At 30.9% G+C, this 12,772-nt stretch carries 14 protein-coding genes and 9 tRNA genes; 21 read left to right on the top strand and 2 right to left on the bottom strand.

Features of this window, described 5'->3' with window-relative positions:
• The first annotated feature begins 51 nt into the window (after positions 1-51).
• The 9 genes from HMPREF2930_RS09355 to HMPREF2930_RS09315 all read left to right on the top strand — a co-directional run bounded on the left by HMPREF2930_RS09355 (position 52) and on the right by HMPREF2930_RS09315 (position 915).
• Positions 52-124 (top strand) — tRNA-Phe (locus tag HMPREF2930_RS09355).
• Positions 125-130: 6 nt separating this feature from the next.
• A tRNA-Thr gene (locus HMPREF2930_RS09350) sits at positions 131-206 on the top strand.
• 7 nt (positions 207-213) lie between these two features.
• Positions 214-297, top strand: a tRNA-Tyr gene (locus HMPREF2930_RS09345).
• Between the two features lie 8 nt (positions 298-305).
• Positions 306-379: transfer RNA gene (locus tag HMPREF2930_RS09340), tRNA-Trp, on the top strand.
• 2 nt (positions 380-381) lie between these two features.
• A tRNA-His gene (locus HMPREF2930_RS09335) sits at positions 382-454 on the top strand.
• Positions 455-466: 12 nt separating this feature from the next.
• Positions 467-538, top strand: a tRNA-Gln gene (locus HMPREF2930_RS09330).
• A gap of 7 nt (positions 539-545) precedes the next feature.
• Positions 546-619 (top strand) — tRNA-Cys (locus tag HMPREF2930_RS09325).
• Positions 620-627: 8 nt separating this feature from the next.
• A tRNA-Gly gene (locus HMPREF2930_RS09320) sits at positions 628-701 on the top strand.
• A 130-nt stretch (positions 702-831) separates the two neighbouring features.
• A tRNA-Leu gene (locus HMPREF2930_RS09315) sits at positions 832-915 on the top strand.
• 114 nt (positions 916-1,029) lie between these two features.
• Here the strand turns inward: HMPREF2930_RS09315 and HMPREF2930_RS11890 are convergent.
• Entirely contained in the window at positions 1,030-1,098 is a 69-nt protein-coding gene (locus HMPREF2930_RS11890; protein WP_353775006.1) for a hypothetical protein, read from the bottom strand.
• On the opposite strand from HMPREF2930_RS11890, the gene HMPREF2930_RS09310 reads away from it, so the two are divergent.
• The 9 genes from HMPREF2930_RS09310 to fumC all read left to right on the top strand — a co-directional run bounded on the left by HMPREF2930_RS09310 (position 1,070) and on the right by fumC (position 9,242).
• Positions 1,070-2,113, top strand: a complete 1,044-nt coding sequence (locus HMPREF2930_RS09310; RefSeq protein WP_371091379.1) for a PTS sugar transporter subunit IIC — start codon at positions 1,070-1,072, stop codon at positions 2,111-2,113. The two genes, HMPREF2930_RS11890 and HMPREF2930_RS09310, sit on opposite strands and share 29 nt — an antisense overlap.
• Positions 2,114-2,233: 120 nt before the next feature.
• Positions 2,234-3,688: an ABC transporter substrate-binding protein/permease gene (locus HMPREF2930_RS09305; RefSeq protein WP_017176404.1), complete on the top strand. Its 1,455-nt coding sequence runs from the start codon at positions 2,234-2,236 to the stop codon at positions 3,686-3,688.
• Complete coding sequence (locus HMPREF2930_RS09300) at positions 3,681-4,403, top strand: amino acid ABC transporter ATP-binding protein (RefSeq protein WP_017176403.1); 723 nt, start codon at positions 3,681-3,683, stop codon at positions 4,401-4,403. Before HMPREF2930_RS09305 ends, HMPREF2930_RS09300 begins: the two co-directional genes overlap by 8 nt.
• Before the next feature lie 261 nt (positions 4,404-4,664).
• Complete coding sequence (queG, locus tag HMPREF2930_RS09295; protein WP_017176402.1) at positions 4,665-5,786, top strand: tRNA epoxyqueuosine(34) reductase QueG; 1,122 nt, start codon at positions 4,665-4,667, stop codon at positions 5,784-5,786.
• Positions 5,787-5,788: 2 nt separating this feature from the next.
• Complete coding sequence (trmL, locus tag HMPREF2930_RS09290) at positions 5,789-6,259, top strand: tRNA (uridine(34)/cytosine(34)/5-carboxymethylaminomethyluridine(34)-2'-O)-methyltransferase TrmL (RefSeq protein ID WP_017176401.1); 471 nt, start codon at positions 5,789-5,791, stop codon at positions 6,257-6,259.
• A 159-nt stretch (positions 6,260-6,418) separates the two neighbouring features.
• Entirely contained in the window at positions 6,419-7,018 is a 600-nt protein-coding gene (locus HMPREF2930_RS09285) for a 6-phosphogluconolactonase (RefSeq protein ID WP_017176400.1), read from the top strand.
• A gap of 22 nt (positions 7,019-7,040) precedes the next feature.
• The gene (locus tag HMPREF2930_RS11450) at positions 7,041-7,214 is read left to right on the top strand and encodes an SAS053 family DNA gyrase inhibitor (protein ID WP_249339582.1); all 174 of its coding nucleotides are present in this window, start codon (positions 7,041-7,043) and stop codon (positions 7,212-7,214) included.
• 110 nt (positions 7,215-7,324) lie between these two features.
• Complete coding sequence (locus HMPREF2930_RS09280; RefSeq protein WP_017176398.1) at positions 7,325-7,717, top strand: hypothetical protein; 393 nt, start codon at positions 7,325-7,327, stop codon at positions 7,715-7,717.
• 139 nt (positions 7,718-7,856) lie between these two features.
• The gene (gene fumC, locus HMPREF2930_RS09275; RefSeq protein WP_070597388.1) at positions 7,857-9,242 is read left to right on the top strand and encodes a class II fumarate hydratase; all 1,386 of its coding nucleotides are present in this window, start codon (positions 7,857-7,859) and stop codon (positions 9,240-9,242) included.
• A gap of 78 nt (positions 9,243-9,320) precedes the next feature.
• On the opposite strand, the gene HMPREF2930_RS09270 is transcribed toward fumC, so the two are convergent.
• A complete protein-coding gene (locus HMPREF2930_RS09270; RefSeq protein ID WP_017176396.1) occupies positions 9,321-10,145 on the bottom strand; it encodes an RluA family pseudouridine synthase in 825 nt (274 codons plus the stop codon).
• Positions 10,146-10,282: 137 nt separating this feature from the next.
• Here HMPREF2930_RS09270 and HMPREF2930_RS09265 point away from each other — a divergent pair, with 137 nt between their 5' ends.
• The 3 genes from HMPREF2930_RS09265 to HMPREF2930_RS09255 all read left to right on the top strand — a co-directional run bounded on the left by HMPREF2930_RS09265 (position 10,283) and on the right by HMPREF2930_RS09255 (position 12,744).
• Positions 10,283-11,392 (top strand): GAF domain-containing sensor histidine kinase, encoded by a 1,110-nt coding sequence (locus HMPREF2930_RS09265; protein WP_017176395.1) that lies wholly within the window; start codon positions 10,283-10,285, stop codon positions 11,390-11,392.
• A gap of 14 nt (positions 11,393-11,406) precedes the next feature.
• Positions 11,407-12,030 carry a response regulator gene (locus HMPREF2930_RS09260; protein ID WP_017176394.1) on the top strand — a complete coding sequence of 208 codons (624 nt, stop codon included), beginning with the start codon at positions 11,407-11,409 and terminating at the stop codon, positions 12,028-12,030.
• Between the two features lie 249 nt (positions 12,031-12,279).
• Positions 12,280-12,744, top strand: a complete 465-nt coding sequence (locus tag HMPREF2930_RS09255; protein ID WP_002449642.1) for an XRE family transcriptional regulator XdrA — start codon at positions 12,280-12,282, stop codon at positions 12,742-12,744.
• Positions 12,745-12,772: the final 28 nt, after the last annotated feature.

The following is a 12,772-nucleotide window of genomic DNA, read 5'->3' as shown; positions in this document are numbered from 1 at the left end:
TCGCGGGTTCGATTCCCGTCGAGACCGCCATTTAATCATTTTAATATATATGGTTCAGTAGCTCAGTTGGTAGAGCAATGGATTGAAGCTCCATGTGTCGGCAGTTCGACTCTGTCCTGAACCATTTCTTGCCGGCCTAGCTCAATTGGTAGAGCAACTGACTTGTAATCAGTAGGTTGGGGGTTCAAGTCCTCTGGCCGGCACCATCTTAACGGAGGGGTAGCGAAGTGGCTAAACGCGGCGGACTGTAAATCCGCTCCTTCGGGTTCGGCAGTTCGAATCTGCCCCCCTCCACCATCATAAATAGGGACATAGTTCAACGGTAGAATAGAGGTCTCCAAAACCTTTGATGTGGGTTCGATTCCTACTGTCCCTGCCATGGCGGTTGTGGCGAAGTGGTTAACGCATCGGATTGTGGTTCCGACACTCGTGGGTTCGATTCCCATCAACCGCCCTTTATTATTAATGGGCTATAGCCAAGCGGTAAGGCAACGGACTTTGACTCCGTCACGCGCTGGTTCGAATCCAGCTAGCCCAGTTTTTTTGGCGGCATAGCCAAGTGGTAAGGCAGAGGTCTGCAAAACCTTTATCACCGGTTCAAATCCGGTTGCCGCCTCCATGTGCTATGCGGGAGTAGTTCAATTTTAGAACACATTCCTTCCCGGAATGAGATATAGGTGTAAGTCCTATCTTCCGCTCCATAATTTGATACAATGCGGGAGTATTTCAACTTTTAGAATATGTTCCTTCCCGGAACAAGATATAGGTGCAAGTCCTATCTTCCGCTCCATAATTGCTTCCATAGGGAAGTTTTTTATTTATATATATTAAGCCGGCGTGGCGGAATTGGCAGACGCGCGGGACTCAAAATCCCGTTCCTTTATTGGAGTGTCGGTTCGACCCCGACCGCCGGTATGTAATGGATTTAAAAGGATTAAGTAGAACACTCTACTTAATCCTTTTTTATTTGATATTTTTTTAACTACTTATTTTATATTGTATAAAATGAGATAATATAATATTATATAGCTAATATTTAAAAATGGAGGCTATTATGAGTAGAACTAGAATAAACTTAAAATATTTTTTTAGTAATATTCTTAATGCAGTTGGTGCAGGAGTAGTTATTGCATTACTTCCAAATGCACTTTTAGGAGAACTACTAAAATTATTTAAAGATCAACATCCAATATTAGAGCTTGTTTTTCAATTAGTGACAATTATTCAATCATTTATGGCATTTATTATTGGAATACTGGCAGCACATCAATTCAAATTTAGTGGTGCGGGTGCTAGTATGATAGGTATATCAGCAATGTTGGGCTCTGGAGCTATACAAATGAATGCCAATGGTATTGCATTAAAAGGAATTGGCGATATTATAAACGTAATTTTAGTTATTATTATCGCATGTGCTTTATATTTATTATTACAAGGAAAATTTGGTTCTTTAGAAATGATTATTTTACCTGTATTTATTCCAGTAGTCAGCGGATTAATTGGATTAACGACTTTGCCATATATACAAATTATCACAAAAAGTTTAGGAAATGTGATTAATTCATTTACTGAATTTAATCCTTTAATCATGTCTATCTTAATAAGTGTGACATTTTCACTACTAATGGTTACGCCAATTTCTCTAGTTGCTATTGCTACAGCTATTAGTTTAAATGGGTTAGGTAGTGGTGCTGCTAACATGGGAATTGTTGCTGCATGCGTTACTTTTTTCTTTGGTTCTTTACGTGTCAATTCAGTTGGTGTCAATTTAGTTTTGTTTATTGGCGCTGCGAAGATGATGATTCCTGTTTATTTAAAACATTTAATCATTGCAATACCATTAACCATTAATGGTATTATTTCCGGTTTGTTAACATACTTCATTGGAATAAAAGGAACACCATTATCAGCTGGATTTGGTTATACAGGATTAGTTGGTCCAATTAATGCGTTTAATAGAATGCCGGGTGATTCAACATTTAATATTCTTCTATTAGCATTAGGTTATTTTATTGTTCCATTCATTAGTGCTTTTATTATTCATGAATTATGCAAAAAGTTTATACCATCATATAATGATAATATTTATAGATTTGAAATCACTCACCAATAATATTATTTTAAAGGTATTTAAGCATCTATAGTAATGTAGATGCTTTTTTTATTCGAATTTTTTATTGCATATTAATACTTTATTGTGTATAATAATTAAAAAGTTATAGGAGGTTGCTATATGAAATATATTTTTAAAACAATGATCATAGCAATCTTAATTAGTTTGACCTTTATAAATATAGAACCTATGGCTCACGCTGATCAAGATGCAAAATGGGAAAAAATTAAGGAAAGTGGAGAATTAAGGGTAGGATTATCAGCTGATTATGCACCATTTGAATTTGAAAAGACTGTAAAAGGTAAGAGTGAATACGCAGGTATAGATATCGATTTAGCTAAAAAAATTGCTAAAGATAATCACTTAAAATTAAAAATTGTGAATATGCAATTTGATAGTTTACTCGGTGCATTAAAAACGGGAAAAATTGATGTTATTATTTCTGGTATGACTTCAACACCAGAAAGAAAGAAAGAAGTTGATTTCTCAGATTCTTATACTAAAACGGGCAATGTAATGCTTATTAGAAAAAGCGATAAAAATAAATTTCATACATTAAAAGACTTTTCTAATAAAAAAGTTGCAGCACAAAAAGGGACTGAACAAGAAAAAATTGCGCAACAAGAAATAGAGAATGCAGACATTAGTTCATTAAATCGTCTACCAGATGCTATTCTTGCAGTTAAAAGTAATAAGGTAGAAGGGTTGGTAATAGAAAAACCTGTTGCTGAAGCATATGTAAAACAAAATAACAGCTTAATGATAGCTAATGTGAATTTTAATGAAGAAAAGAAAGATAATGTCATAGCTGTGCCAAAAAATTCACCTATTCTTTTAGCGAATGTCAATAAATCTATTAAGGAAGTCAATGACCAACATTTAATTAGCAAATACATGGACAAAGCTTCTAAAGATATGCAAGACGATAGTAGCTTTTTTGATAAGTATGGTGCATTTTTTATCAAAGGACTTAAAAATACAATTTTAATATCAATGATTGGTGTAGTATTAGGAGCAGTATTAGGAGCTTTAATTGCTTTAGCTAAATTGAGTAAGTTTAAATTGCTTTCATGGATTGCCTCTATTTACATAGAATTTTTAAGAGGAACACCGATGTTAGTTCAAGTATTTTTAGTTTTCTTTGGAACGACAGCTGTTCTAGGTTTAGACGTTTCAGCATTAGTATGTGGTACTATCGCACTAGTTATTAATTCTTCTGCTTATATTGCAGAAATATTTAGAGCTGGAATTAATGCTGTTGATAAAGGGCAAACAGAGGCAGCGCAATGTTTAGGATTAAATTATTCTAAAACAATGAGATATATCATTTTACCCCAAGCAATTAAAAATATTTTACCAGCGTTAGGTAATGAATTTGTAACACTAATTAAAGAATCATCTATTGTTTCTACTATAGGAGTAGGAGAAATTATGTTTAACGCTCAGGTTGTACAAGGTATTTCATTTGATCCTTTTACACCGTTAATTATCGCTGCGATAATGTACTTTGTTTTAACATTTACATTATCTAGAGGTATGAGTTTAATCGAAGGGAGAATGAAAGCCAGTGATTAAAGTTCAAAATTTAAATAAATCATTTAATAAAAATGAAGTACTCAAAGATATAAATTTAGAAATTAATAAAGGAGAAGTTGTAGCAATTATAGGACCATCAGGAAGTGGTAAAAGTACATTATTAAGATGTATGAATTTATTAGAAACACCATCAAATGGAAAAGTGATTTTTGAAGGAAAAGAATTAACACATAAAAATATAAATTTAAGTGAATTACGTCAAAAAATGGGAATGGTATTTCAAAATTTCAATTTATTTCCTCACAAAACAGTATTAGAAAATGTCATTTTAGCACCTAAGTTGTTAAAAAAAGTTGATTTAAAAAAACTAGAAATTGAAGGTAAAGCACTTCTAAAAAAAGTAGGACTTGAAGAGAAAGTTAACGCATATCCTTCTCAACTCTCTGGCGGACAAAAACAAAGGGTAGCAATAGCAAGAGCTTTAGCTATGCATCCTGATGTCATATTATTTGATGAGCCAACATCAGCACTTGATCCTGAAGTTGTTTATGAAGTACTTAAAGTTATGAAAGATTTAGCTAAAGAGGGTATGACAATGGTGGTTGTAACTCATGAAATGGGTTTTGCTAAAGATGTTGGTGATAAAGTAATATTTATGGCAGATGGATATGTCGTTGAAAGTGAAACACCTGATCAATTATTTAATCATCCCAAACATGAAAGAACTAAAAACTTTTTGGCGAAAGTATTATAGCATGTTGTATATGAAGACTGATAAAACATTTATAAGGTTTTATATCTAAAAAGTAATAAAAGTTAATTAAGAAAAGAAGATAGAATTTATTCTGAATTATAAATATAGACTTTCTTTATAACATTCTCAAAGTTAAAGAATCTGAGATACTTTAAAGTATATCTCAGATTCTTTTTTATTTATAAAAATATTTAATATCATAAAAAATTAAGATTATGTTAAAATGTTCTATGGACTTTTTTATAGGAGGCAAGAGTGTTGATGAACCATCAACTTAAACAGGAAATCATTGACTATGCGTATTCCATTGGTATAGATAGTATTGGTTTTACTACTGCTGATCCTTTCGATGAACTGAAACAAAAGTTAGTAGATTATCATGAAAAAGGTTATGCATCAGGTTTTGAAGAATCAGATATTGCGTTACGAACAGAACCTAAATTATCTTTACCCACAGCGCGTTCTATTATAGCTATTGCTGTTGGTTATCCAAATAAGCTAAAGGGAGCGCCAAAAAGTGTAAAAGGCGATAGAAGAGGAATGTTTGCGAGAGCCTCTTGGGGTCAAGATTATCATTCAATTATGAAAAAAAGATTAGACAAATTAAGTGAATTTATTCAATCTAAGGTTCCTGATGTCGAAATAAAAAGCATGGTTGACACTGGAGTACTTTCAGATCGCGCTGTAGCTGAAAGAGCAGGATTAGGATTCGTTGGTAGAAATGGATTTGTTATTAATCCAAAACTAGGAACTTGGACATATTTAGGAGAAATGTTAGTTAGTATTCCTTTTGAACCGGATGATCCTATATTAGACAGTTGTGGAGATTGTACAATTTGTGTAGATAGATGTCCAACGGGTGCTTTAGTAGGGAATGGTCAACTGAATTCTCAAAAATGTATCAGCTTTTTAACTCAAACTAAAGGATATTTAAAAGATGAGTATCGATATAAAATTGGTAATCGTCTTTATGGTTGTGATACTTGTCAACAAGTTTGTCCGAAAAATAGAGGCATTAATACAACTCACGAAGATATTATTTTAGAACCAGAAATATTAAAGCCACGTTTAGTTCCATTGTTACAAATGAGTAATAAAGAATTTAAAAATACTTATGGTCATTTGGCAGGAGCATGGAGAGGTAAGAAACCTATACAGCGGAATGCAATTATTGCACTTGCACATTTTGGTGAAGAAGCGGCTATTCCTGAATTAAAGGAAGTGGCATTGAATGATCCAAGACCCATGATAAGAGGAACAGCATATTGGGCTATTGGCCAAATACTAGGCGATGATGCAAGAACATTTATTTATGAGCATTTTGATAATGAGATTGAAGAAGTTCAAGTTGAAATGAGAAAAGGACTAGAAATGAGGAAATAAAAATGACAAACCATATTGTGTTATTCCAACCAGAAATACCTGCAAACACTGGGAATATTGCACGTACATGCGCAGGTACCAATACACACTTGCATTTAATTAAACCATTAGGCTTTAGTACAGATGACAAGATGCTAAAACGAGCTGGATTAGATTATTGGGAACATGTTAATATCACTTATCATGAAAACATTGAATCATTTTTCGAAGTGACAAATGGTAAATATTATTTACTTACTAAATTTGGTAAACAAACTTATAGTGATTTTGATTTTTCAAATACTGAAGTAGAAAATTATTTTATCTTTGGTAGAGAAACTACAGGTTTACCAGATTGGGTAAAAGAGAAATATGCAGATACTGCTTTAAGAATTCCTATGAGTGATCATATTCGTTCTTTAAATTTATCTAATACTGCTGCTTTATTGATTTATGAAGCATTACGACAACAAAACTTCCCAGGATTAAAGTAGAATTTAAAATTAATTACTATAATAGAATAAAAAATGTTATATTTATTAATGAATTATTATAAAAATTTTAAAATAGTTTGATATCCCCTTAAATAGGGTAATTTAGTAAATAAATGAATTATTTTAGTTGAACTTTACATTTAGAGGAGTGTAATTATTATGGCAATGAATTTTAAAGTATTCGAAGATAAACAACATGCAGCAGACTATGCTGGAGATATTATTAGAAAACAATTTAACAATAACCCAACTACCATTGCTGGTTTCCATTTAAACAAGGATTCTGCACCTGTATTAGATGAATTAAAAAAATCAGTTGATCGTAACGCTGTAGATTTTAGTCAAATTAATATTCTTGACTATGACGATAATCATTCGTTCTATGAAGCTTTAGGTGTACCTTCTGAGCAAGTATATTCTATTAGTCTTGATGATGATGCTGAATCATTAATCAATGATAGAATTAAAACAAAAGAAAATAAAGGAAAACTTACTTTACAAGTTGTTTCAATTGATAACTCTGGACATTTAGATGTTAATATTCGTCAAGGTTTGATGAAGGCACGCGAAATTATCTTAGTTGTAACTGGTGCTGAAAAAAGTGAAGTTATCAAACGATTATATGAAGAAAATGGTAAATCAAACTTTTTACCTGCTGATTTAAAAGTACATCGTATGGTAACAGTTGTTTTAGACAGAGCTGCTGCTGATGGATTACCAGAAGACGTTAAAGAATACTTCACAGCGAGATTTGCATAATATTTAATTTTATTGTGAGGTTATTTTTATGAGTAAAGATAGTAAACGTAATTATCATGAAGACGAAAATGCAATGGTTCAAAATATGGATGATTTAGAAGCATTAGGAAAAGAAATGGAACAGATTTCTGAAGAAAATGATGAAGATAAATATAATCAAACACATGATTCAGAAGCGCGTTCAGATTTAAATTAATATATTTTAGCATTTTAATTAATTGTTTCGATAGATTAATTAAAATGCTTTTTTTATGAAATACAACTTATGATACAATATATTTTAATGAAAATGAAGGAGATAAAAATATGTTACATAAGTATTGGCTACCTTTAACAATTATTACAATCATTGTTAGTTTAATTTCTATTAAAGGTTTTCCCATTGCTCTAGGAGCACTCTATCTACCAGTGTTATTTAAAGTGATTCAATTACAATTGAATTTATCAAAGGATTTAATAGATAATGCAACTGCTCATCCATTCATTAAGAGTAATCAAAAAGGAATTATGATTAGTGTTATATGTATATTAATTGTAACAGGAATCTTGGCATATACACTTAATGATTTTTATCGAAGTTTAGGTGGGGTTTTAGGTATGTTAGTAAAGATAAGTCCTGTTACGCTTGTCATAAGCGCTATTTTGTATATAATAAGTGCTATTTCAGTTGTAAAAGCAGTAAAATATAAATATGAATAAGATTTATTCTTAAACACGTGAAGTAATACAACTTCATGTGTTTTATTTTTTATAAATGAAACCGCTTTATATTCGAATTGCTACATTAATTTTATTAATGATATACTATTACTAAATCATAAATAAGGGGGATTATTGAATGTCTGTAAGAATTGAACATGATACGTTTGGTGAAATTGAAGTACCATCTGATAAATATTGGGGCGCACAAACTGAAAGAAGTAAGCGTAACTTTCCAGTAGGTAAAGAACATATGCCTATTGAGGTGATTTATGGTTTTGCTCAGTTAAAAAGAGGTGCCGCGCTTGCTAATCATGAATTAGGAAAATTAAGTGATACTAAGAAAGATGCTATCATTTATGCTTGTGATTTAATTTTAAAAGGAGAACTTGATGGTCATTTTCCTTTAGTTGTATGGCAAACGGGAAGCGGTACTCAAAGTAATATGAATGTGAATGAAGTCGTAAGTTATGTAGCTAATGAGTACTTAAAAGAACATAATAGCGATGAATCGATTCATCCCAATGATGATGTTAATAAATCTCAAAGTTCGAATGATACATTCCCTACAGCTATGCATGTTGCTTTATACCATGAAATTGAAACGAAATTAGAACCTGCTTTAAAACATTTACGAGACACATTTAAAGAAAAAGAAAACCAATATCAATCAATTATTAAAATTGGTAGAACTCACTTACAAGATGCTACTCCAATTCGATTAGGACAAGAAATTAGTGGATGGCGTTATATGCTAGATAAATGTGAACAATTATTAGCTGAATCTAAACAACATATTTTAAATTTAGCTATTGGTGGAACAGCAGTTGGAACAGGAATTAATGCACATCCAGAATTTGGAGATAAAGTAGCTAAATATATCTCAGAACATACAGGCTATGCATTTGTTTCATCTGAAAATAAATTTCATGCTTTAACCTCACATGATGAAGTGGTGCAACTTCATGGAACACTAAAAGCATTGGCAGCAGACTTAATGAAAATAGCAAATGATATAAGATGGCTTGCTTCAGGACCTAGAGCCGGACTTGCGGAAATCTCAATTCCAGAAAATGAACCAGGTTCATCAATTATGCCAGGTAAAGTTAATCCAACACAAAGTGAAATGCTAACAATGGTTGCAGTACAAGTGATAGGAAATGATACGACAGTAGGTATAGCGAGTTCTCAAGGTAATTTTGAACTTAATGTATTTAAACCTGTGATTCTTCATAATACATTGCAATCTATTTACTTATTAGCTGATGGAATGGAAACATTTAACAAAAATTGTGCTATAGGTATTGAACCAATTGAAGAAAATATCAATCATTATTTAAATCAATCATTAATGCTTGTAACTGCACTAAATCCTCATATTGGATATGAAAAAGCAGCTCAAATAGCTAAAAAAGCTCATAATGAAGGTTTAACACTTAAAGAATCAGCAATTAATTCTGGCTACGTTACAGAAGAACAATTCGAGGAATGGATTAAACCAGAAGATATGGTCGATCCTCATTAAAATAACATTATCAATTGAAATGCTCCTTTTAAAGATAATGCTTTGATCTGCGTTATCTAAAAGGAGCATTTTAAAAATTTATTCATCATCTAAACTTACAGAAATCAATTCTTGAGTAAGTGGGTGAGTGAATTCAATCTTATAACTATTCAATTCTAATTGACGTAAGGTAGCATCTCCATATAATGGATCACCTATGACAGGATGACCAATTTCTGCTAAATGTACACGTATTTGATGGGTACGTCCTGTATCTAATTTTATTTCCAATTGACAAATGCCTTCTTTAATCATTTTTGATGTTAAGATATGAGTGATAGCTCGTTGTCCGGTATTAGAAATACGACGCTTATTGGGATGAAATTTATCTTTACCGATTGGCATATCAATTGTTTGTGGTTTTAGAGGTAGTAATGCTTTTACATTGGCACGATAAATACGTGTAATTTGATTCTCTTCAAGCATTCTATCTAGTATTTTTTTCATTAAAGGATTTTTAGCAACAATTAATAATCCCACAGTTTCTTGGTCTAGACGATGAATCGGTTCAACGTAGTCGCTATCCATAGTATAGATAACATGGTTCATTAGTGTATTGCTTTCTTTTAAATCATTTGGATGAGTTTTAACCCCTTTAGGTTTCATTACAATAGCTAAATCGTTATCTTCATATGTAATCTGTGCGTAACGATAACTTGGTAAATAATTACTTTTTTCTTCAGGGATAGGAATATAAACAACATCATTTGTGACAACTTTATCTGTCAATTTACTAGGTTGTTGATTAATCGTGATATCTTTAGACATATTTAATTGGTGTAAGTCTTTTTTTGGTAGTTTTAACTTTTGAAAAATTTCACGTAACGTATAATTATTGAAAGTTTCAGGTACATTGAATTTCATAATATCCTCCTATAATATTCTGTTTAATCATATCATAATTTACAATGATAATTATAATTGTTTTCATTAGTCTATTTTTAAATTTTAAAAATAAACGATATAATAATAAACGCAAAATAACAAAATGGGGCGAAAATATGGAAAAACCGACACGTTTAGCATTATTAAAAGAAATTGCAGAATATCTTAATGAAGAAACTGAATTATATAATATGATGAATAAAGTATTAGATTATTTAATCAATGGTAGCAGTTTTACAACAGGTTGGATTTTTTTAATCAATAAAAAAGGTGAACAAGAACTTGTAGCTAGCACTGATTTACCTCATTCATTAAAAAATAATAATTGTAAGTATTTAAATAATGGTACGTGTTGGTGTGTCAATGCTTATCATCATAAAAATTTAACAAAAGCATCTAATATTATAAATTGTTCAAGAATCAATTTAGCTAATCAAGAAAGTGAAAAAGATGATTATCTTATTACGCATCATGCGACAGTACCACTTAGATCAGGAGATGAACAGTATGGATTATTAAATGTCGCGACACCTCATACTGTAGTATATAGTCAAGACGATTTAGAGTTACTAGAATCAGTAGCTTTACAAATAGGTTCTGCAATTAAACGTATATACTTAACAGACCAAGAAAAAGAAGCAGCACGAATAAGTGAACGAAATCGACTAGCGCGTGATTTACATGATTCAGTTAACCAAATGCTTTTTTCATTAAAACTAACAGCTCATGCTGCACATGATATCACAGAGGATAAAACAGCTAAAAAAGCATTTAAGATGATTGAAGATACAAGTCAAAACGCAGTAAATGAAATGCGTGCGTTAATTTGGCAACTTAAGCCAATTGGTTTAGAACATGGGTTAGTGAATGCGATTCAACATTATGCGAATATGTTAGATTTAAAATTAAACATCGAAGTAAGAGGATTGATTAAATTATCCAATTTAGTTGAAGAAAATGTGTACCGAATGCTTCAAGAAGCTTTAAATAATACGAAGAAACATGCACAAACGAATCAAGTATCTATTAACATGCAACAAAATGAACATCAATTATATATTAAAATTTATGATGATGGAAAAGGATTTAATGTGAGTGATGACTTAAATCAAACGACGCATGGTCTAAAAAATATCAAGCAACGTATTCATAGTTTAGACGGAGAATTTAACATACAATCAGATAAACAAATGGGGACAACTATTTATCTTAATATTCCAATTTAAAGTAGGTGATAAATTTGGCAAGTATCGTTTTAATCGATGATCATCACATTGTTAGACAAGGACTAGAATTTCTAATTTCAACAGTTGAGGGTTTAGATATACAAGCAAGTTTTTCTGATGGTGACGCATTTATTAAATATTTAAATGAGAATAATATGCCTGATTTAGTATTATTAGATTTAGTTATGCCTAAAATGAATGGTATCGAAGTGACGCATTATATAAAAAAATATTACCCATACATAAAAGTGTTAGTGCTTACAAGTTATGTGGATGATGAATATGTTATGTCTGCCATTAATGAAGGTGCTGATGGTTATGAAATTAAAGATGTTGAACCACAAAAGCTGATTGCTACTATTACTAAAGTATTAAATAATGAGAAAATAATACATCCAAAAGCTAAAAATGTAATTGATGCAATGCATGAAAAACCACACTTTAATAATAAATTATCTAAAAGAGAGATGGAAGTATTAAAAGAGATGGTGAAAGGTAAGACAAATAAAGACATTGCAAAAAGTTTATTTGTATCTGAGAAAACAGTTAAAACACATGTCAGTCATATATTTAATAAATTACAAGTTTCAGATCGAACACAAGCTGCTATATATGCTATTGAAAATAAATTAATATAAATTGAATAGATCTATTAAAAATAAAAACGGTAATTTTAAAATATGATAATGATAGACAAATGACTTGTTTTATTAGTTTAATTATTTTGATAATTTTGCCATTTATAAAATTATACGTAAAAACAAAAATTTCTCTTTTCATTTTATTGAAAATATATTAAGATGTAATTTGTGTTTCAAGAAATGTGTATTATTGCAATTTCTTGCGTCCGGATAAAATAACTCCTATTAGAAAGGTAGAGAAGAGTAATGGATAGACAGAGTTTTACAGATTTAATTCAAACAAAATTTAAAATGGTGCGTATTGAAGCAGGATACACACAAGATACTATGGCACAAACAATAGGTCTTTCTAAAAAAACACTTGTTCAAATCGAAAAAGAACGTGTATTACCAAATTGGACAACTTGTGTATCAATTTGTGCTTTATTTAGAGATTCAGATGTTTTAAATAACACATTTGGTTGCGATCCATTAGAAATTGTACAAACAATTTCAAGAAACCATTGTGCATATCCTAATCATTCTACAACAAGTGATATTTATTGGAATACAATGGAAACGCGTAATGGATTTATTTTACAAAGTAATAAAGTAAGTAATATCTACAGAGTGCTTAATCCTGAAAAACAACCTATTTTTGGAACATCTAAATTAAGAGAAGCAGAAACTTACTTTAATAGAAATGCTAAAGAAGAATTAATGCACGTTTAATTTTAATATAAATAAGATATAGTGATAG

Origin of the sequence: Staphylococcus sp. HMSC068C09, assembly GCF_001813735.1 — a bacterium.
GTDB lineage: Bacteria > Bacillota > Bacilli > Staphylococcales > Staphylococcaceae > Staphylococcus > Staphylococcus hominis.
Note: the sequence above shows the minus strand (reverse complement) of the source record. Positions and strands in the feature narration are given on the sequence as shown.